A 20,508-nucleotide genomic window follows, 5' to 3' on the forward strand; every position below is an offset into this window, starting at 1 on the left:
ATAATCCGGATGAGATCGAAAAACACCTCAGGGCTCACCATATTCTGGTTCGACCGAAGGCCGATGAAAGTGGCAGAGTCGGCTTAAGAATTAATCTGGGCAATGAGGCTCAGACTGAGTTTCTTATCCGAACCTTGTCGCTGATTCTCTGATTATTTAACACCAATTACTGGTCTCCCCAAATGCCGGGGAGGCTGATAGTCTCTCGGTAATTTATAGTTTTGCCACTCAAAACTGGGGTTGAACACTTTCAAACTATCAAACTTACCCCTCATTGAGGGTGATTCGTTTATATAGATCGCTCTTAATTCTTCAGAACTCCAGCCCCTGACATCGGACAACTTCTGCAACTCAGTAAATCGCTCAAAACTGATATCAGGACCTTCTCCATCTTCAGACATGAACGTGTCTTTAATAGCAGCAAAATCCACCCTGTAGGTCATCGGTTTAGCGCCATAAAAGTGGAATGTTGTATAGGGTATGCCACGTTGATCAGCGGCCTTTTCAACAGAATCCAACATGCCCTGCACGTCGTCTACCATAACGACGTGCTGTGCCGGGTGCCCGGATGTGTCGAGGTAGTGATGCAAGCCCTGACCCTTGGTTTTCAGTGGCCCCGTTTGGACTTTGATCGTGATTGCATCATCAAACAGATGTCTGTCGAGTTGCGTTTTTTCAAGTTTTTCTCTCAAAGAGTCTTCTTCATTGGCGGTAAGCAGGATAATTTTGGCATTACCCGGACCCGCCTTTGTTCGAATGTCCTGAATGATTTTGGCCGTATCAGGATTGACCATACGCCTCTCTTGACGACCACCAGCCACTATATCTTTGGCGATGAGCGTTTCATCCAAATCAAAGCAGACCACAACAGGTTCGCCAGGCTTGATGTGCGCCAGCACTTCCCCAATGTTTTCTGATTTCTCCAATCTTTTTGACTCGCGAACCAGCACAGGTTCTGGTACGGCCTGCACTGCTTCCGGTGCTTTGGCTTCAACTACTGGCCCCTGCACATCTTGCCCCCAGGTCATGACCTGACGACCACGATCCATCAGGTTCAGCTTGATATCGTCTTTGACTTCTCTAGCCCTCCCCCTGAGAGCACGATTTTGTATTTTCCAGTCATCACCCGGGAATGCCCGTTTCAAGTTTCTTTCGATCTCTTCAGCTCCAAGACCTAAATCGCGTCGTATCTCAGCCAGTTCCTGCGAGGCAAGCTTTATATCTCTGGCAGCACGATCAGAAAGCCTTAACACCTCAACCATCAATGCTTTCATTTCATTGGGTCTGGAGACTTTCGCTTCGTCCATTCTCATCTGCAGAGAACTCATCTGGCTGCGCTTCAGGTTCAACCCTCCCCAGAGGAAATCCCAACCCGCTTCAGAGAAACATCTGGATAGATTCGCTTCTACCTCCACCGGACTCAATTGGAGTTCAGGTCGAATCTGTACCAGTTCCTGAGCAGCCTGCTTTCGACTTTGTGATGCAGCTGGAGATAACTTCCATAAGTCATCCATTAGTTGTTTCATTGCAGCCGGTTTACTAATCGGTTGAGCATTGATCACCTGTTGCTCAGCCCTGTCGATATTAGCCTTTACGTTCATATCTACATCAGGACCACAGAACTCATCCCACTCCCGCTCTGTCGGAAACGCAGCATTAAAGTTGGTTTCCTGAACATCTTTCATCGCCTGATCAATCTGTGTATCGCTGTTTCTGAGTTGTTGAAACGTTTCATAAGCCGTTCGACGTGTACTTCTTTGCTCAGCGGTCAGACGCCCCAGATTCTTGATCAGATAGCGACACCAGTCTTGCCCTTTCTTTGGATCGAAGACGTCAAAACGTTGCTTCAAAGGCTCGACTTCACTGGGTCTTTTGAGCTGATAGGTCCCATCCCACAGCGAAGACCATAGCTCACGCCCGGGAGCTTTTTCCAACCCTTTGATAATTTCATCTCTGGCAGGTGCTCCGTTCACATTTGTGGATAACCAGTCAGCGGCCTCTTCAATACTTTTCTGGCATTGTTCAGGCACTCTTTCCAGATGCTCAAAGACCCCGATCAGATGGCCATAATTTCGATCATTAGCCAGACAGAGGTTAGTGCTGTCAATCTCCCTGTCATAGTGCTCATCACTCAAAAACTCTGGGGAGTACGCCTGGACGGAGACATTGTTGAAGTACGCCCTGGCTTCATCCGTCGGTGTGCCATCGGGATTGAGTACAGGAAACATCTGCCTGTTTTGCGCATCCACTACGATAAATCGCCCGGATGACTTCAGTCTTTGCACAAAGGTATAGTGGCCTGCACCACCACTGGTACCCGATTTAAGGACAACGTATCGGTCACTATCAAAAGCCTCGGCTAATGGTCTTTTGGCCGCATCTGGCTGTCTTTGCTGACCCTTTTTGATGGCTTCGAAAAATTCACCCACACGATTCTGAAACTCATGGTGATGCTGCTTTTCCTCAAGACCATCAACCTGAACCCAACCCACAATAGGTGTCGTCTGACTGGCATCAAAAGCAAGCTCTATCGGCGTTGAAATGCCATGAACCTGGTTATAACCCCTGCCTCTGGCAAAGTGCTCCAGAGAGTTGGCAAAGCCCTGACAGTTTGAGTTACCCGCAGCCTGTCTTTTATACAGTTCAGACACAACGCTGTTAAGCAGTTCAAATTCAACTTCTTCATCGGCTGAAATCAGCGTCTGCTTATGGGGTGTCAGTCTATCCAGCTCGGCAAGGTGACCTGCTCTTTCACCGCCAAAACTTCTTTCGGTTATCTGCCGTTTGGCTTCATCCTTATCAATCCGTCCGAACTGGTATTCAAGTTTAATTCTGGAGCAGTTATGAGCCCGATCCATATCTTCCTTGATCAGGTCAAATGTTTCTGCGTCCATATTCTGTTGCATCTCATTTAGCAACTGTCGATGCTGTTCTTCCAGATCACTTTCAGCATTCTCAAAGGAGCCTGCATTAACCGGATGCTGATTAAACTGCTCACTAACAAGCCGGTCGGGTTGCTGGCGGGATGGCTGCAGACTATCCCACCGGGCCTTCATAGTCAGGAATTGTTGTTGAGTGTCGTCCATTCCCGACAATGGCCATGAAGCCTGCTCTAATGGCATAGCGATCGCAGCAGAAGCTACGGGCGGTTTTTCCGGAATGGCAGGAGGTGTCATTGCTGTCTGCTGAGCTGTCTGCTCAGCGACAGAGGCTCCTTCCATTGATGGAACCCTGGTTTTGGCCGTTACCACAATTAACCCGGAAAACTCACGGATGTAATCCTGCCGAAGAGGACTTCTATTCAGAACTCCACGTGCCAGCTCTTCATCGGTATTTAAAAGATCAACAGCCACCGCAAGGTCTGCATCTTTTACATCCGGGTTGAATGCCTGAGCTTTTTTAAAGGCTTCAAGCTGCTCTGCTGTTGCTGCTGCTACCGGTAGCTGTGGGCCAACAAAGTCATCGCTCACATCGCTCAATGAGCTCTGGCACGTTTGCCAATCTTCATCATCCGACTCGTTGCTGTCGTCAGTAGATTCCGAAGACTCCCTCAAGAACTGCAGTAAGTCTTCAAGATTGGTAAAGACAGGTGTAGAGTCAACGTCATCTGTGGCAAAAGCTCCGTACATTAACTTGCCTTCCTGAACCAAACGCCCCAGTTCGTTGAGTTGAGGATCATCAAACTGCATATTATCCAGACAGGCGTTGACCATTTCATCGGTCATCACTTTATCCCGATAAGCCTGTTTCATGTCCTGAACGGTCAAACCGTATTGTCTGTCTCCGATAATCGCTACAAATAACTGGCAGGCTTCGTCGATCAGCTTCTCTTTTAATTTCGGTGGCGTATTTGGAGACAATCGTTGAGGCTGCTTGACATTATCAAGTGCATGACTAAAGCCGGCTTGCTTCCGATCCTGTCTGGTATGTTGAACGCCTCTGGGTGGGTTTGCCTTGAAATAATCAATAGCACGATCCATCATGCCAAAATGCAGGTCCAGATCACCCGTATGCGGTGAGGTGAAGACTCTTTTCCCTGATGCATTCGCTCTTGCGTGGGGCAAGGCCAGGTCATAAGGCTTCTCTTCATCAGGAGCCCGGTGTCTTGCACATTGAATCCGGATATCCACTTTCTCGGATTCCATAAAGTCCCTTAAATGGGCTTCCCAGTCACCCCCGTCTCTGCTTTTAGTGGTCAAACAGAACATTGTTATCAGGTTTTCAACTGCTGCCTGTATTTCATCCTCTGGCGCTTTGTTCAGGAGCAACTGAACCAACTCAACCTCAGCCTCATGCAACACCGTCAGACTCGCCTGATTTACCGCTATAAACTCATCATTCCACTCACTGGCTTTTCTTGGCGTGGCCGGATTTGTGATTGACACATCTCTTTTGAACAGCGGGGTTGCAGACCCGGTGGCCGTTTGTACTATACGACTAACACCCTGCAACTCCGGCTTATCCATGAGTTCGTTCTCTCGCTCGTAATAAATTTTTACGGAGCGACAAAAAGCAGTGTACTTATCAGACGGCCCCCGAACCCAACCGACTTTTTCCGATGACAATTGCCCCCTATCAAGGATGGGGTACTGGCCTGCAGCGTCTTTACGGGATTGAAAGAAACTCAGAAATGATTGAGGAGAAAACGGAACCACTATGACCTCCTGGATTGAGCAAAGCACTCCCAAAAGATTAGCAAGCAGTGGTGACGTCATATATTCGACAGGTCAGAAGGAGTCAGCCAGACGACTGACTCCCAGCGTTTATTTTCAGGCAGTTTCTTCCAGTTCGCGAACATCCTGAGTCATCCGCATGGGACAGAAATCAGGTCCGCACATGGAGCAGAACTCTGACTCCTTCGCACCTTCCTGAGGTAATGTCTCATCGTGATAGGCTTTTGCCGTATCGGGGTCCAGAGCCAGGTTAAACTGATCCAGCCAGCGGAATTCAAAGCGCGCCTTGGACAAAGCATTATCACGAATCTGGGCACCGGGATGACCTTTGGCCAAATCAGCAGCATGAGCGGCAATTTTATAGGCAATCAGACCTGCTTTTACATCATCTCTATCAGGCAGACCGAGATGCTCTTTGGGTGTGACATAACAAAGCATCGCACAGCCATACCAGCCGATCATGGCAGCTCCGATACCTGAAGTAATGTGGTCATAGCCCGGTGCCACATCAGTCGTCAGAGGCCCAAGGGTATAGAAAGGCGCTTCATGACAGTGCTCCAGTTGCATCTCCATGTTTTCCTTAATGAGGTGCATGGGCACATGGCCCGGTCCCTCAATCATGACCTGAACATCGTATTCCCAGGCAATTTTTGTCAGTTCCCCAAGGGTTTTCAGTTCGCCAAATTGCGCTTCATCGTTGGCATCGGCGATACAACCAGGTCGCAAACCATCACCCAGAGACAGGCTGATATCGTACGCCTGACAGATCTGACACAGCTCACGGAAATTGTCGTAAAGGAAATTCTCGGCATCATGCATCTCTGCCCACTGCCCCAGAATACCTCCCCCCCGGGAAACAATACCTGTCACCCGGTTTCTGGTTTTAGCAACATGTTCCCTGAGGACACCGGCATGGATCGTCATGTAATCCACGCCCTGTTCTGCCTGCTCGATGATGGTGTCCTTCATGACTTCCCAGTTCAGGTCTTTCACCTTGCCTTTGACCTTTTCCAGAGCCTGATAGATAGGCACCGTACCGATAGGCACTGGCGAGTTCCTGATAATCCACTCACGGGTTTCATGGATGTTCTTGCCTGTGGATAAGTCCATCACCGTATCGCCACCCCAGCGAACAGACCAGAGCATCTTTTCAACTTCTTCTTCAATGGAAGAGGTCACCGCAGAATTACCAATATTGGCATTGATCTTCACCAAAAAGTTACGCCCGATAATCATGGGCTCGGACTCAGGGTGATTAATGTTGGCCGGGATAATGGCCCGCCCTTCAGCGACTTCCTTTCTGACAAACTCTGGAGTGATGTGAGAGCCTTCGGTACGCCCCATATTCTCACGAATCGCAATAAACTCCATTTCAGGAGTGATTATCCCCTGTCTGGCGTAATACAGCTGTGAGACATTTTGGCCCGCCCTGGCTCTGCGGGGCGTTCTCAGTGCTTTGAAGCGAATCTCCTGCAGACGCAGATCAAACTGACGGGAGCGGGCAAATTCTGAGGACCGATCGTTGAGCAGCTCAGTATCAGCTCTTTCTTCAATCCACTTTGAGCGCAAACCCGGCAAGCCCTCATTCAAATCATGAGGAACACCACTCTCCGTGTAGCTGCCCGACGTATCATAAATCCGAACCGGTTCATTCTTGCCGCCACCAAAACGCTCAGGGGTATCGTGCAGATGAACTTCTCTCATACCGACACGAATGTCTTCGCGACTGCCTGTTACATAGGTTTTTTGGGAGTTGGGAAAGGGGCGACAGGCGTCCATCAGTAACTGCCGGTCAAAACCGGACGCATTTTTCTCGCAAGCCATCGTTTCAGTATCCTTCACGTTGAGTTCATGACTGTTTTCCAGTTCAAGACTGTTTTCCAGTTCACGACTGTTTCGAAATAGCTTGCCGGATAGGCCATCTTGTTCCCTTCGCAGGTATTAACCTGAGCAGGTTCTACGGATTCCGAAAAAAAAACTTTCGGTCTCAGCCCGTGGCGCTCCGACAAGATTGCCGGAAAGTATAAGCAGATTGCTAAGAGGTTAATAGTACAAAGATACAAAAAAAACCAAGACTTTATTTAGCTGTAGTCGCCTGAAAGCTCCTTACACAGCTGAGTTCGGAAGGACTGCAAAAAGTCGCTGTGACGAACTGCCATGTTGCGCCCGGGCTCTGTTTTCATGGTCTTCTGAATCTGCAAGAGCTTGATTTCAAAATGATCCAGTGAGTACTGACGATCGTTCAGTGTCCTGTTTTTCCCCATAGGGTCTTCGGGATCAAACAGTTTCTGGCCCAGCTTGCCACCCGTATAAAAACAACGGGCAATGCCAATCGCCCCAAGGGCTTCCATCCTGTCCGCATCCTGAACCACTTCAGCTTCCAAAGTTTCAGGGGGGATGTTAGCGGAATAACTGTGAGTTTTTACTGCATGACACACGGCAGCGATCAGGTCTTCAGGAAACGCCAGAGATTTCAGGCAAACTTCAGTCTCTTCAGCCGAAAGGGTGGAAGCTTTCGAGCGCTCCGGATGGTTTTTTGGCAACACAACAATATCGTGAAAATAACAGGCAGCAAGAACCACCAGCCGGTTAATGTCAAAATGGCCTTCATCCATCAGCTGTTGTGCCGTTTTCCAGACCCGCTGAAAGTGGGAAATGTCGTGAGAGGCATCCTCGCAATCCCGGTCTTGCAGAAATTCTACAAAACGTTTTTCCCAGTTTTTCAGAAGTGCAGGTTCATTAAATTTCATAATTCAGGGTCCAGAGGCTTTTGATAGCGCTGACAGGCTCTGCTGTTAATAGTGGGAGAATCATGCAAAAAATTGTGAGTGTGGACAACCAGTCTGTCGGGATGAATATCTACCAGGTTATAAACTGGAGGCTCTGGCGAAACAGAGTCAGGCTTGGGGTTATCAAAATTAAAAGGTGTCTGATGAACCAGAGAAGGTGGGCATGAAAAGCTGATTCCCTGCCAATGACCCGAAACAGAGCGGTGCAAATGACCGAAAAACAAATGCCTGATCCATTCTTTGTGGGGCTGAATCATTGACCTGAGTGCTTCTGAATTGACCAGATTGTCCCTGTCCATGCTTGCCAATCCCGTTTCAAATGGAGGATGGTGCATAAACAGACAAACCGGTTTGTTTGCAGCTTCCAGTTCATGCTTCAGCCATGCCAGTCTTTGCTCGCAGAGAACCCCACTGCGTTTTCTGTCATCCAGCGTATCCAGACAGATCAGGTTGACCAGTTCTGTCTCAACCGTAAATTGGATAAAGCCCTCCTGCTGCCTTGGATGGTTTGGGAAAACATCCAGAAAATTTTGTCTGTGATCATGATTGCCCATCAGGCAGTAAACCGGGAAAGACAACCTGTCGAGTTCTTCTTTCAAGGCTTTATAGGCCTCTTTTTCGCCCCAGTGAGTCAGGTCACCTGTGATGATGCAAGCGCTGGATTCCGGCACTTGCTGCAAAAGTGTGTCGACGCAGTGCTTCAACCTTGCCTGTGGGTCAATGTCATAATTCAACATTCCCGCCGGAACTAACTGGGGATCAGAGAAGTGTACAAATCGATAGGTCATGTAATGCGACTCCGTTATTGTTCTCAGCTTGAATGATCGTTCGGAAAAGTGCTCGCTTTAGGGGAAGCCCGTTTACAACGGGTTCCCAGACTGGCGAGACTGCCAACCAATACACGAGAGATATCTCCGATCCGGAAGCAATCCTAATGGTGGGGACTGAGAGCTTCTGCCGAACTCAGAGTAAACCGGGCAACCGTTACATTACACCAGCCTTCATACCCCGCCAGACTCATGCCCAATGATTCAATCACATCAAGGGCAAATTCATTCTGAGGTGAAGCAAAAGAGATGATTTCCTTGAAGCCCAATCTTCTGAACCCCAGGTCGGTCACTGCTTCAGCCGCTTCAATCACCAGCCCGCGGCCACGATACTCCTGACTGAATCGCCAGCTCATTTCGACAGTATCGCCATAGGCTGAAAATCCACAGCTGCCAATCAGCTGGTAAGTCTCTTTAAGCACAACCGCCCAACGAGACCAGCCCCTCTGGTCAAGTTCGATTTGAAAACGCCAGAGGTCGGTTTCTGCTTCAGAGGCGGGGGAGTGAGCACCATAACGCGGTTCTTTTTGAACCGATCCCGTGATATCGGCATACGGCTTTAAATCGGCTTCTTGCCAGGTTCGAAGGATCAGTCGGGGGGTTTCGGCAACAATCAGCACATGAGACTCCAGAAACTTCATGATCAGGCAAGATAATGTTTAGCCGATTTTTTGGCTTTAACCAGAACCTGTACCCAATAAATAAATGTTTACTGCTCTCTTCGACCCTGAAGGAACAAAAAAAGTTCGCCAGATCGAATCTTTTTTCCACAAAAACGATAGACTGACTACAAAATGAATACCGGCTTGTATTCTATCAATAACCGCCGATGACACTGAAATGAACTCCAGCAACCAAGAGGCTTGGCATTGAATCCTGAATTTCTGGACTTCCTGAATAGAGAAGATGACAACTTCAGCTGGCGCTGCCTTGAAACCTGTTATTCTGACGAGTTTCCAGCCGTCACAATGAGTCACTTAGAACTTATTTCCCAGACCTGGCAGGAAGGCATTCGCTTTGGTCTCCGTCAACCCGAATGGCAACACCGCCTGACGCTCTATTGGCCTGAAGAAGGTTCAGACAACCCCTGTCTGCTAATGATTCATGGAGGATCGAGGCACGACCCATCCCTTGAACTCACACCCTCACATAACGTCGATGGTGCACGATTATGCCAACTCACTAAAGCCCCGGTAGCCGTTCTCAGAGACGTGCCCAACCAGCCTCTGACCTTTCAGGATGGTGTTCCCAGGTCGGAAGATGATCTTGTTGCTTTTTCCTGGCAAGCCTTTCTGGAAGATCCTGAAAACAACGGCTTTATGCCCGTCCAGTGGCCCATGGTTAAGAGTGTAATCCGAACCATGGATGCCCTGTGTGAGTTCAGTAAAAAGTTCAGTGAAAAAGGGTCCACCCGAATAGATGATTTCATTATCGCCGGGGCTTCCAAACGGGGCTGGATTTCATGGTTGACGGCAGCTGCTGATCAGAGGGTCATGGCTCTTATTCCAATGGTGATTGATGCACTGAACATACAAGCCTGTATGCATCATCATCTGAATGTTTACGGCGGCTTTGCCAGTGCCATTCGCGATTATGCCGACAATGATCATGACATTCTGTCAAAGCTGGACTCTCCGGGTATGCAGCAATTGCTCAATGATATCGACCCTTTTGTTTATAGAAATCAGCTCTTCCTGCCCACGTTTATTGTTAACGCCAGTTGCGATGAGTTCTTTCCACCGGACTCTGCCCGTTTCTATTATCCGAAATTATCTGAATTAACCTGGCTCAGGTACTTGCCGAATGCCAGCCATTATCTGGGCCGGGATAGTGCTGTGAACATCGATGAGATTATGGCTTCTGTCTTTGGTGCGCTGATTTCGGAGCAGGACATGCCCGCCATGAACTGGCGACTGCTGGATGACGGTGGCCTGGAAATCAGAACCAGCCTTGAACCTAAGCTTGCGCGTGTCTGGGTTTGCCATAACCCCGACGCCAGAGACTTCCGAAAAGATGTACTGCAACAAGCTGGTATACGTTTTCAGGCAACTCACATAACGCCTGTCCACTCAAGACCCTGGACCTATCAATTCTGCCCCCAAGCCCCTGAAAATGGATGGACTGCATTCTTCATTGAGCTGGCTTTTGACAATGCGTCTTATCCGGATCTGATCTTAACGTCAGGCGTTCGGGTGACTCCTGACGTTTATCCTTGAACATCTATTCAGACTTTTTCTGACCGCGGTATTCTTTCAGCCTATCCCGCATTTCCTTACGAAGTTCCCGATAGGTTTGCATCTGCTGATCGTTCAATACCGTCGCGAGTCTCTTATTGGTTTCATCCCTGTTTTTACGGAGCGCCCTGGCTTTACTTAGCCGATTCTCGTCGGAGGCCCGAATCTCTTTAATAACCGCCCTGCTCTCCTTCAGGATGGCTTCTACCTTGGGCTTTTGTTCGTCGGTGAGATTCAGTTTTTGCTCCAACTGGCCGTAGGCTTCATCCATATCCATGAGCGCTTCAGTCGAAGCCGCTTTTACTCCGACCGTGCAAAATACCAGCAGCACAAAAACCAGCCATAGGCTGGAAATTATGCTCCGTGATGACGAATAGTTGTCTGGAGGATAAAAAGGTGTCCCGGGTTTCATAGCAGCGCCTCCCAGTGAGTCTGTGAATCAGTGTGCCATACATAAAACGAAAGTTGCCTGCCATGCCAATATGGAAGACCCAAACTACTCCGGAAAGCCTGAACCAGATACCGAGTATTTCGATATCTGCTTAAGGTCTGATGTCGTTTTTTTCTGAAAGCATTACAGCCTGGATTCAACCAGTCGCTCCAACTTCACCTGATCCCTGGCAAAGTTACGAATACCCTCGGCCAGTTTTTCCGTGGCCATAGCATCCTCGTTCATAGCCCAGCGGAACGCCTGTTCGTTCAGTATCACTTTTTTATGACTGGAGGTTGCGTTCTCCGGAGACAGTTTCTGAACAACAGTCACTTCTGTTTTCTCCAGCTCATCCAGCAGGCCCGGGCCAATAGTCAGACAATCACAACCCGCCAGTTCAATAATCTCACCCGTGTTACGGAAGCTGGCACCCATGACCACCGTGTTATAGCCATGCTGCTTGTAGTAGTTGTATATGCGGGTCACAGAAACAACACCCGGATCTTCAGCCGCTTTAAAGTCACGACCTTCTGTTTTTTTGTGCCAGTCGAGAATACGGCCAACGAATGGAGAAATCAGGAATACACCGGCCTCAGCACTGGCCTGTGCCTGGGCAAAGCTGAACAGCAGAGTCAGATTGCAACGGATGCCTTCCTGTTCAAGTACCTTTGCAGCTTCAATACCTTCCCAGGTAGAGGCGATCTTGATCAGCAGACGCTCAGGGTCAGCGCCTTGCTCACGGTATAAGGCAACCAGCTCAAGAGCTTTGGCAATGGTCGCATCTTTATCAAAGGATAAACGAGCATCGACTTCTGTTGAGACAACACCCGGTACGACCTGCTGGACTTCCTTACCAATCGCTACGGCCAACCAATCACAGGCATGCCTGACTTGTGCCATTTTATCATCAGATTTGGATCTGCCGTGCTCCAGGGCATGGTTAAAAAGTGGCTCATAGGCAGGCAGCTCTGCCGCTTTCAGAATAAGGGATGGATTAGTCGTAGCATCCACGGGCCGGTATCGACGAATGGCTTCGATATCGCCGGTGTCTGCCACTACTTTTGTCATACCCTTGAGTTGCTCTAACTGATTCATTGGCCTCTCGATCCTCACTTTTTATTCTGGCAATCATTTTTCTTACAATAGTCAGGAACTATTCATCAGGAACTACTCAGGATTGTATCTGTATTCATGACTGTCTGAATGAAAAAACTTATAGTCCGGATTTACAGCGTTGATTTAACAGACTGACGTTCAACCAATGTTGAACGCAGCGTTTTTACCTCAGGCTTTTGACCCGGGTTTTCTATACGTGCAATCAGTGTATCCGCAGCCAGCCTGCCCAGCTCAGCCTTAGGCTGATGAATCGTGGTCAATGGCGGCGATGTATACGACGCAAGTTCAATATCATCATACCCTATCACGGATATATCATCCGGAATCCTGTAACCCCGGGTCTGAAGTGCACATATTACCCCCATGGCCATCAGATCATTGCCGACAAACAGGGCCGATGGTGGCTGCTGGCCAGCATCCAGGTCATCCAGCAGACGATTGGCTGCCAAAAAACCACTCTCTGCTGTCAAACGCCCTTCAACAACCCAGCCACTCCCGGCCGGTATCCCAAACTCTTCCAACGCCCTATGATAACCTGCCAGTCGCTGTGAACTCGGCGATAACTTTGTCGGACCACTAATACAGGCAATAGAGCGATGCCCTTTTTCCAGAAGGTGACGGGTTGCTTCGTAACCGCCCTGCTCCGGATCTTCCATAATGACATCGGCTTCCAGACCCGGAGCCGGAGAGTCCAGGATAAGCAGAGGCCATTGGCAACGCTCACTCAGCATTTCAAAAAAACCCGGGGCACTGTGAGCGGACATCACCAGCAGGCCATCAATGCGCTTTTCTTCCAGAGTCCGCAAATAAGATGCCTGTTTATCCAGATTGTCGTCGGAGTTACACAGAACCAGATGATAGCCCCGCTCATAACAGGTGGCTTCAACACCATGAATCACTTCGGCAAAAAACGGGTTGGCATTGGATCCCGTGAGCATACCGATGGTGTAGGTTTTATTCGTTTTTAAACTGCGGGCAACAGCACTGGGCTTATAGTTCAATGCTATAACCGCCTTTCTGACCCGGAATGCCTTATCTTCACTGACAAACCGGGTACCGTTCAGAACATGAGAGACCGTTGAGATGGAAACTCCTGCCTGCTTTGCAACATCCTTGATCGTTGCCATAGCGCCGTTCTCTTACCGTTCTGCCACAATCTGTTGTACTTCTGAGCAATGCGCAATGCGTTCTGCCAGAAGTTGTTCTACTTCATCCCTTCCCGGGATAGATGTCTGCGCACCACTGCGAGTCACAGAAATGCCTGCTGCGGCGTTGGCAAAAAGTGCAGCACTGTCTATATCCAATCCTTCAGCCAGCTTCACTAGCAGTGCACCATTAAACGTATCGCCTGCAGCGGTGGTGTCGGTTGCTGATACTTCAAAACCGGGAACCATTCGGGCACCCGTCTGATCAGAAATCAGCGCACCCATTCTTCCCATAGTGATAACAACCGTTGAAATTCCCTTGTCATGGAGCACTGAGGCAGCCTGACAGGCACTTTCCGGATCATTGACAGCGACACCTGTCAGCAGTTCTGCTTCTGTCTGATTGGGCGTGATTGTATCAACGTTGGCCAACAGTTCATCAGACAATGGACGTGCGGGTGCCGGGTTGATAACAACAGTAACACCGTTGCTGCGCGCCACTTTTGCAGCCTCGAGAATAGAAGCTTGCGGGGTTTCCAACTGCATGAGCAGGTAGTCAGCACCGGCAATCCCGGCTTTCTTATCCAGAACCCGCTCAGGGGTTAATGCTGCATTAGCTTCAGCAGCAATACCAATGCAATTTTCTGCACGCCCATCGACAAAAATCAAGGCGACACCGGTATTTAAGCCTTCCACCTGTTCAATCAGGGAAGTATCAATACCATCTTCTGCGAACTTGTCGACAATTTCATGACCAAAAGCATCTTGTCCTACACAGGCAAGAAAGCGGGTGTTGCCGCCCAGTCTGGCACTCGCTACTGCCTGATTGGCACCTTTACCACCGGGAATAACATCGTAGCGACTGCCAGTGACAGTTTCACCGGGACGGGGAAAAGACTCTACTTTCAGTACATGGTCTGCATTCACACTGCCAAGAACAAGAATCTGTTTGGTCATGAATCTATCTCTATCTTCGCTTCTATGATCAGTCCAAAGGTCTGGTCATACTCATTATCGGCTCAGGGCTGCTTAGTAATCAGTTTCAGCTCAACCGGTGTATAGACTGCCACCTCTTCGCCCTTGATAGCTTTATCCGCAGTTTCCACACCCATTTCACCAATCATGGATGCCTGCTGGGCAATGGTGGCAGCCAGACCACCGTCCTGAACAGACTGGATCCCTTCATCCGTACCATCAAAACCTACGACGATGACGTCTTTCTTCGCAGCTTGTACGGCCTTCAGGGCACCCAGTGCCATTTCATCGTTCTGGGCAAAAATGGCTTTAACATCCGGATGAGCCTGTAGCAGGTTTTCGGTAACGTTCAGAGCTTTGGTACGGTCGAAGTCGGCTGGCTGACTGGCCACCAGCTCCAGGTTAGTGCCCTTGATGGCTTTCATGAAACCTTCACCACGCTCACGAGCAGCGGACGTGCCCGGTACACCTTCCAGCTGAATCACCTGACCCTCTCCGCCTAGCTTACTGGCAATAAATTCACCGGCCATCTCACCACCGGCAATGTTGTCGGAAGCCACATGAGACACCACATTGCCGCCATTAGCCCCACGATCGAGAGTAACTACCGGAATTTCAGCACGGTTGGCAGCACGCACAGAGTTAGCTGCAGCGTCTGAATCAGTAGGGTTCAGAAGGATGGCATCAACACCACGCACCGTCAGATCTTCAGTATTGGTCATTTCCTTTGCAGAATCATTCTGGGAATCCAGAATCACCAAGTCATAGCCCAGCTCCTGAGCTTTTTTCTCAACCCCTTCTTTCAGGGTGACAAGGAAAGGGTTGTTCAGGGTAGACACCACCAGCGCCATCGATTTCTGACCGGAAGCGTCAGATGATTCCGTACCCGTAGTGCCTTCTTCAGGCTTGCTGCAACCTGTCAGAGCCAGACCTGCAGTCAGGGCAATGGCTAATGTTTTTTTCATGGAGAAAATCATGGAGAACAACCTCGTGGTCGATTGTTTGGCCGGTTTATTCCGGCCTTATATTGGCAGACGACCACTTCCACGACGGAAAGTAGCCTTGTTCTTAAGACTGTCTGGAGGAACGAGTGTCTACCAGGACAGCCAGAAGGATAACGAGAGCCTTGGCAATCAACTGATAGTAAGAAGAAACATTGAGCAGGTTCAGGGCGTTGTTCAGGATACCGATGATCAGCACACCAACCAGAGTACCGGTGATCTGTCCCCTGCCACCTGTCAGGCTGGTTCCACCCAGCACTACCGCAGCAATTGCATCCAGCTCGTAACTATTACCCGCTGTAGGCTGAGCCGAAGCCAGACGACTGGTGACAATCAATCCTGCCAGGGCGGAGAGACCGCCAGAAATGGAGTAAACAGCCAGTTTGATACGATCGACGTTGATACCGGACAGACGAGTAGCAGCTTCGTTACCACCCAGAGCATAGACGTAACGACCCAGTCGTGTGTGATTTAACACGAACCATGCTGCTAAAAAGGTGAATCCCATCAGGTAAATCGGGAAAGGAATACCAAACAAGTAGCCACTGCCGATAAATGAGAACGCATCAGAAGCAGCACCGCTGCTGGCAGAGATGGGACGACCGTCGGTGAATACCATTGTGGCACCACGGAGCAGAGTCATTGTCGCCAGTGTTGCTATAAACGCCTGAACCCTTCCCTTGGCAATTATCAAACCACTCATGGCTCCCATGGCAGCACCAGCTGCGAGAGTCAGGGTCACCACCAGCATAATGTTGAAGTCTATGCCAATCAGGGTTGCCGCCAGAGCACCACTCAGTGCCAGAATGGAGCCAACGGCCAGGTCGATACCACTGGTCAGGATGACGAAGGTCATACCCACCGCAATGATGGCGTTAATGGAAGTCTGTCGTAGAATATTCAGCATATTGTTGGTGCTGAAGAAGCTGTCACTGATCATTGAGACGGCCACCATGATCATCAGCAGAGCAATGACAGATTTGTACTCGAACAGGAATTCTTTATTGATGCGGAACTTGCCACCGTTGCTCTTTACGGGCTCAGGGCTGCTCGTAAGCTCAGGGCTGAGCGCAACTGCCTTCAGGGTTTGTTCAGTCATGCCCAGAACTTCTGCCATGTCAGACGACACCAGCAAAATACTCATGCCCTTGTTCTTGAATTCATTAATTAACTGGTAGATTTCTTTCTTGGCACCAACATCGACACCACGGGTTAGCTCATCCAGGATCAGCACTCTTGGATTGATCATCAAACCTTTGGCGATCGCCACTTTTTGTTGGTTGCCACCACTGAGATTCTTGATCAGCTGTTTAGCCGTAGATATCTTGATATTGAAGGCTTTAATGAAGTGTTGAACCGACTCCGTCCCGGCTGCGACCGGTCTTGCCACTGGCACTCTGGAACTGCTCCAGACTGCAGAGACTCATGTTTTCAGACACCGAAAGTCCAGCACAAGACCATCACCTTTGCGGTCTTCAGAGCTGGAATAATCAATTGATGATACTCAGGCTGGAGTCGGCATATCAGAATACAGGGGCCACCATGGTTATCGACAACAGAGCGACTCACAGAATCATCGACCGATGATTTTGTGATCCCGGGCATAATAGCCTCAATAATCTGCCCATCACCATCTTAGAGACCTACATGGTTAATGGCTATGCTATCTCGGCCAGAAAACAACCGGCTAATGCCCCACTAGGCCTATCCTCCTGCTCGCAGCTGAAAAACAAGATCTCCGGGCAGGAACTCTTCGGTAGGAAAGGATGCCATTGCAGATTTTTCCATATTCAGATTTCTATCAATAGAAAGGCTTCTCTATGACAGGGCATTTCCACTTTGTTCATGACGAAGCATTGCCAAAACTTCTTTTGTGTCAGGTCTTACATTACGCCAGATAGCAAACTGTTCAGCAGCCTGCTCTATCAACGGACGCTTACAGACTCCTAGCGACCAGATGAACGATCTTGACATCTTAGCCAATAGTCATGTAGCCGACATGCAGAGGCCCATTCTGGCGTATATTTGCTTACCAATGTTTGCGAGCTTTCAAAGTGAGAGGTTTCATCCGTGTTCAAGACTTGCCACTTAACAAGGAAACTTACCGGTGCTCCATTGTATTTCGAAGCAGGGAGTACGTAGTAGAAGTCATGGAAATTGCCTCCATCTTTATAATAGGATCCATGCTCGTGTTTGACGTGTTGGTCATCAATGAAAAGGTCAATGTCTTGTATGCGTTTGCCCGGGCCTCGATCATTATTCCAGAAGATGTGAACTACCTGGTTGGTACAGAATTCCCCTGCTGTTTCACGATGGCATTTTGGTATCGACGGAAGCCCTATGAGTTCAGGCTCACCTGCGTATATAGGTCCATCCTCGCCGTATCCGCCCGGATTATGGGCATCATTTCTGGATTTAAAATAGAAATCCCGGGTGACGTGTTCCACGTGACCACCTGATTCTCTATAGTAGTAGGTAGCACTGAAGTAATAAGTCTTACTGGGTTTTACCCGATAGTAAAAACCATTTAAAAATGGTCCGATGCTAGCCACCTGAGAGTAACCTTTTGACAGGTTATATGCGTCCTTCGCAACAAAAACCATGGTCCGGAGCATGGTAATATCCCTATACGCACTGAAATCAGCCATGCTAATCAGCACGATATCGCCAGTGCATATCTGGTTATAGGGGCAGTTAGCACTATACACAGACGAAGGGATGCCGGCGTGTTCGTTGGCGTGACTGTTAAGCTCCGCATTAGCCACTTGCATCCCTACGAAACACGACAGCATGAGCAGTAGAAGCCTTTTAAAGAATTTTGTGTAATTCATGAGTTTGTACTTCTTAAACCTTAGGAGAGTCAGGCGTGTTAAGGATAGCTTCGTTTTCACCCCTCACATGAAAAAACATTCGGGCAGATTTCAACAGTGGAGAGCTATCGTCTGACTTTGGAACTCTGCTACTGTGCGCGAAACCATCCTTCAAAGCAGCCTCATTGACCGGATGACTCATGCCATTAACGACAGACATCATTAAGGAACCGTCATTTAAAATAGTAGCCCGTTGCTTGACAAAGAGAGGAACTCTTAGACCTTGTTTTCAATGAATGTAAGCAGGAAAGGAACTCTGTTTTCAAGCGGCTACAACTTACTTTCAGACCAGCATCACTCTATTTTCACCCTGCCATTGCAGCGTTTCTTTGGCGGGCAAAGAGCCTAGGATATTCACCGACCTTATCTTGTCAGACCGTGATAGCAATGCCGGATGAGAGCCGGGCTGACCTTCAGGAATAGCCAGGTTGGCCCCGGAAAGCTTTGAGCTGAGAAGTCCGGTCTTTTTCATACTGGCTACCGTTCGTTGTTTCAACGAGCCTTTCTCAAAAGAAAGCTTATGGCCATCGGGCTCACATTGACTGTTGTCTCCCAAGATTCAGTAAAAGGTTTGCGCAAAGGTTTTCACGGCGCACTATAGCGATTCATTCCTCGACTAAAACTGCCATGGATCAATCAACAACAAATCTGCACAGGAAAATACACGAATGGGACTATGAGGAATTCTGATTCTATTAGAAATTAACAGACACTGAAGCGGTGGTTATCAGTAAAAGAAACTTTTCTGACTGATGATTTTGCTAAACGGCAAACCGATTTTCTTTCAGCCCCCTGACTCCAGTCTTTACAGCAAAAATAGAGCCTGACTCAGGATACAACTCCAGCTCCTCATCAGAACAGGCCTGACGGCAACTGGTGATGTACAATGTTGAATAATCATCACCACCAAAAGCGACCATGGTTGGATATTTAACGGGTAAGCTTATGGTCTCCAAAAGAACCCCGCCGGGCGATAATCTGACAACTGCTCCGCCAGCGAAGAGTGCTGTCCAGTAACAACCTTCTTCATCGACAGCACAACCATCCGGACGTCCCTTTCCAGCGGGGAATCGATGAAACACCCTGCGATTGCTCAACTCTGCTCTTTCAAGATCAAAGTCGCAGGCGTAAATAATCTGCTCAGGTGAATCCGCATAGTAGATCGTTCGATTATCCGGACTGAAAGCGATGCCGTTACTGGTTAAAAATGGCCCTGCCTTTCTTTGGCAATCCAGCTGATTATTCAGCATGTAGATCCAGGCATCCGACTTGTCTTTCGGTGGATAAACAGATCCCACCCAGAACCTCCCCAAAGCATCGCAACGACCATCATTCAAGCGATTGTGAGGTTTATCAGACTCCGGGTCACAAATAGGAGTTATTCGACCCGACTCAATGGAATCCAGAAATACAAAGCCGGAACGCAAGGCCGCTACCAGCCCATGAGACGCCCTGAACACAAAACAGCCTATTTCTTCAGGCAGACTCAACGACTGCCGGGCGCCGGATTCTGGTTGCCAGCTGTTGAGAGACTTTCCGGTGATATCAACCCAGTAGAGGGTAGACGTGGGCTCATGCCAGCGGGGACATTCCCCTAAAAGAGTACCGGCATCAAGCACATTTTTGACGATTTTCATCGGAGTGAATAGTGAACCCGGTACCCAGAGCTTGCAAGTGAATTTACAAGAAATTTCAGGGATTCCGGGAGGTGTTCTGATGCATCATCTGGTTAACCCTGAGCTCCTGCAACAACAGTTCAATTTGAAATTGTTCCGCTTCAATCAGGGTTTTATAACGGACTACAACCGCATTCATCTGATCAGACAGGGTTCCCCTGGTATCCAGCTCAACATTGTCTGCAATAGACTTCAGTTGAGTATTGAGCTCTTTTTCCTGAACACTGTTGCGGGGCAGGCTCTTGTTCTCCAGGGTCTTTTTATTGATTTTTCCCTGAAGTTTTTTCAGCTCGCTCTGCATACGATTACGATAGGTCCGAATCCGCTTCTGCCTCAGAGCAATGCGATCTTCGATCATCTGGACGCGTAACTTTTCGTCCATCCCCCGCAACTTATCGATATCAAATGGCTCAAGCGGTGCCGCCAACCCCTTGAGCTCAATTGGTTTGGCATTGCTGTCACACTTCTCTTCTGTAAAGACCACATCGCCATTAACCTGACACTTGTAAATTGGCTTTGCGTATCCTGCAATCGGAATCAGCAAAATAGCGGCGCCAAGTACCCATTTTCTCAACTCCATGATAATGCCCTGACTTATTACTTCCCTTTACTATAGTCAGAGCCCTGATCAGGAACTGGCTACCAGAACGACCTGTTCCCCTCTTCTTAGAGGGTGTCGCTAAAGTAGCGAGCAAAGCTGTGACAAGGCAAAAAGTGGCGAAAAAGCGCAGTTTACAGCGAGTAAATGAGCATTTTGAGCCACTTTTTAACG

At 48.8% G+C, this 20,508-nt stretch carries 18 protein-coding genes and 1 riboswitch; of the genes, 2 read left to right on the forward strand and 16 right to left on the reverse strand.

What is annotated here, in order from left to right:
- Window positions 1–152: 152 nt before the first annotated feature.
- From KDK18_RS14025 to KDK18_RS14045, 5 genes are all read right to left on the reverse strand, one after another.
- The gene (locus KDK18_RS14025) at window positions 153–4,655 is read right to left on the reverse strand and encodes a DUF2608 domain-containing protein (RefSeq protein ID WP_257255555.1); all 4,503 of its coding nucleotides are present in this window, start codon (window positions 4,653–4,655) and stop codon (window positions 153–155) included.
- Window positions 4,656–4,769: 114 nt separating this feature from the next.
- Window positions 4,770–6,497, reverse strand: coding sequence for a phosphomethylpyrimidine synthase ThiC (thiC, locus tag KDK18_RS14030; RefSeq protein ID WP_306670940.1), 1,728 nt, complete (start codon window positions 6,495–6,497; stop codon window positions 4,770–4,772).
- An 86-nt stretch (window positions 6,498–6,583) separates the two neighbouring features.
- Window positions 6,584–6,688, reverse strand: a riboswitch (TPP riboswitch).
- Between the two features lie 66 nt (window positions 6,689–6,754).
- The gene (locus KDK18_RS14035) at window positions 6,755–7,423 is read right to left on the reverse strand and encodes a phosphohydrolase (RefSeq protein ID WP_257255556.1); all 669 of its coding nucleotides are present in this window, start codon (window positions 7,421–7,423) and stop codon (window positions 6,755–6,757) included.
- On the reverse strand, window positions 7,420–8,250 hold the full coding sequence (locus tag KDK18_RS14040) for a phosphodiesterase (protein WP_257255557.1): 831 nt from the start codon (window positions 8,248–8,250) through the stop codon (window positions 7,420–7,422). The genes KDK18_RS14035 and KDK18_RS14040 overlap by 4 nt, the downstream gene beginning before the upstream one ends.
- 143 nt (window positions 8,251–8,393) lie before the next feature.
- The gene (locus tag KDK18_RS14045) at window positions 8,394–8,909 is read right to left on the reverse strand and encodes a GNAT family N-acetyltransferase (protein WP_257255558.1); all 516 of its coding nucleotides are present in this window, start codon (window positions 8,907–8,909) and stop codon (window positions 8,394–8,396) included.
- A gap of 249 nt (window positions 8,910–9,158) precedes the next feature.
- Here KDK18_RS14045 and KDK18_RS14050 point away from each other — a divergent pair, with 249 nt between their 5' ends.
- A complete protein-coding gene (locus KDK18_RS14050) occupies window positions 9,159–10,505 on the forward strand; it encodes a PhoPQ-activated pathogenicity-related family protein (protein ID WP_257255559.1) in 1,347 nt (448 codons plus the stop codon).
- Between the two features lie 4 nt (window positions 10,506–10,509).
- Here the strand turns inward: KDK18_RS14050 and KDK18_RS14055 are convergent, their stop codons facing one another.
- From KDK18_RS14055 to KDK18_RS14085, 7 genes are all read right to left on the reverse strand, one after another.
- Complete coding sequence (locus KDK18_RS14055; RefSeq protein ID WP_257255561.1) at window positions 10,510–10,854, reverse strand: Spy/CpxP family protein refolding chaperone; 345 nt, start codon at window positions 10,852–10,854, stop codon at window positions 10,510–10,512.
- 243 nt (window positions 10,855–11,097) lie between these two features.
- A complete protein-coding gene (gene tal, locus KDK18_RS14060) occupies window positions 11,098–12,048 on the reverse strand; it encodes a transaldolase (RefSeq protein WP_257255562.1) in 951 nt (316 codons plus the stop codon).
- 131 nt (window positions 12,049–12,179) lie between these two features.
- Window positions 12,180–13,196 carry a LacI family DNA-binding transcriptional regulator gene (locus KDK18_RS14065; RefSeq protein ID WP_257255563.1) on the reverse strand — a complete coding sequence of 339 codons (1,017 nt, stop codon included), beginning with the start codon at window positions 13,194–13,196 and terminating at the stop codon, window positions 12,180–12,182.
- 12 nt (window positions 13,197–13,208) lie between these two features.
- Window positions 13,209–14,171 carry a ribokinase gene (gene rbsK / locus KDK18_RS14070; RefSeq protein ID WP_257255564.1) on the reverse strand — a complete coding sequence of 321 codons (963 nt, stop codon included), beginning with the start codon at window positions 14,169–14,171 and terminating at the stop codon, window positions 13,209–13,211.
- Between the two features lie 62 nt (window positions 14,172–14,233).
- Entirely contained in the window at window positions 14,234–15,154 is a 921-nt protein-coding gene (gene rbsB / locus KDK18_RS14075; protein WP_257255565.1) for a ribose ABC transporter substrate-binding protein RbsB, read from the reverse strand.
- 103 nt (window positions 15,155–15,257) lie between these two features.
- Window positions 15,258–16,580, reverse strand: coding sequence for a ribose ABC transporter permease (gene rbsC, locus KDK18_RS14080; protein WP_257255566.1), 1,323 nt, complete (start codon window positions 16,578–16,580; stop codon window positions 15,258–15,260).
- Between the two features lie 428 nt (window positions 16,581–17,008).
- Window positions 17,009–17,164 (reverse strand): hypothetical protein, encoded by a 156-nt coding sequence (locus KDK18_RS14085; protein ID WP_257255567.1) that lies wholly within the window; start codon window positions 17,162–17,164, stop codon window positions 17,009–17,011.
- A 209-nt stretch (window positions 17,165–17,373) separates the two neighbouring features.
- Here KDK18_RS14085 and KDK18_RS14090 point away from each other — a divergent pair, with 209 nt between their 5' ends.
- Window positions 17,374–17,649 (forward strand): hypothetical protein, encoded by a 276-nt coding sequence (locus KDK18_RS14090; RefSeq protein WP_257255568.1) that lies wholly within the window; start codon window positions 17,374–17,376, stop codon window positions 17,647–17,649.
- 385 nt (window positions 17,650–18,034) lie between these two features.
- Here KDK18_RS14090 and KDK18_RS14095 read toward each other — a convergent pair whose 3' ends face one another.
- The 4 genes from KDK18_RS14095 to KDK18_RS14110 all read right to left on the reverse strand — a co-directional run bounded on the left by KDK18_RS14095 (window position 18,035) and on the right by KDK18_RS14110 (window position 20,316).
- Window positions 18,035–18,223, reverse strand: coding sequence for a hypothetical protein (locus KDK18_RS14095; protein ID WP_257255569.1), 189 nt, complete (start codon window positions 18,221–18,223; stop codon window positions 18,035–18,037).
- 120 nt (window positions 18,224–18,343) lie between these two features.
- Window positions 18,344–18,532 carry a hypothetical protein gene (locus tag KDK18_RS14100; RefSeq protein ID WP_257255570.1) on the reverse strand — a complete coding sequence of 63 codons (189 nt, stop codon included), beginning with the start codon at window positions 18,530–18,532 and terminating at the stop codon, window positions 18,344–18,346.
- 289 nt (window positions 18,533–18,821) lie between these two features.
- Window positions 18,822–19,697, reverse strand: a complete 876-nt coding sequence (locus KDK18_RS14105) for an SMP-30/gluconolactonase/LRE family protein (RefSeq protein WP_257255571.1) — start codon at window positions 19,695–19,697, stop codon at window positions 18,822–18,824.
- A 55-nt stretch (window positions 19,698–19,752) separates the two neighbouring features.
- Window positions 19,753–20,316 (reverse strand): hypothetical protein, encoded by a 564-nt coding sequence (locus tag KDK18_RS14110; protein ID WP_257255572.1) that lies wholly within the window; start codon window positions 20,314–20,316, stop codon window positions 19,753–19,755.
- Between the last annotated feature and the right edge of the window lie 192 nt (window positions 20,317–20,508).

Source organism: Endozoicomonas sp. SESOKO3, assembly GCF_024606255.1.